Annotated in this window: 1 protein-coding gene; it reads right to left on the bottom strand. The window is 42.0% G+C overall.

Annotation, left to right across the window (positions count from 1 at the left end):
- A partial coding sequence (locus tag STRDD11_RS13335; protein ID WP_128837680.1) for a YSIRK-type signal peptide-containing protein occupies positions 1 to 256 on the bottom strand: 256 nt, incomplete at its 3' end.
- Between the last annotated feature and the right edge of the window lie 201 nt (positions 257 to 457).

The following is a 457-nucleotide window of genomic DNA, read 5'->3' as shown; positions in this document are numbered from 1 at the left end:
CAATTTCTGGAGCAGGGGCCTCAGAAACAGCGGCTGCGAATGTGTCAGCAGCCGCTGGCTGGCTGACGGCTGCATTCAGCCCGCTTTCCGGCAGCGATATGCTGTCATCCGCTGATCCGCTGGTACTTTCATCTGCACTGACCGTAGCCGCAGTCCCCAAAAGGAACACGGTAGATAACAATACCGAACAAACTCCAATGTTTAATTTTCGAATCGAAAACTTACGCAAATGGGGGTTAAATAAATCTTTTCCCATAGAATCTCCTAATATAATAAATTATTCGCAATTGGTATTATACACTATTTCATTTGAGTTATCCAAGTATATGACTGTAATTTCGGACAATTCTGTACAAAAATAGACAGATTAAAAAAGGCTCCAATTTTCAGCCATAAAAAAGATTCGCGAAGGAATCTTTTTCTTATTTGTCCGCAAGGACCTTCTCCAATTTCTGCT

This window comes from Streptococcus sp. DD11, from assembly GCF_001578865.1.
Lineage (GTDB): Bacteria > Bacillota > Bacilli > Lactobacillales > Streptococcaceae > Streptococcus > Streptococcus panodentis.
This window is presented reverse-complemented; position numbering and strand designations above follow the sequence as displayed.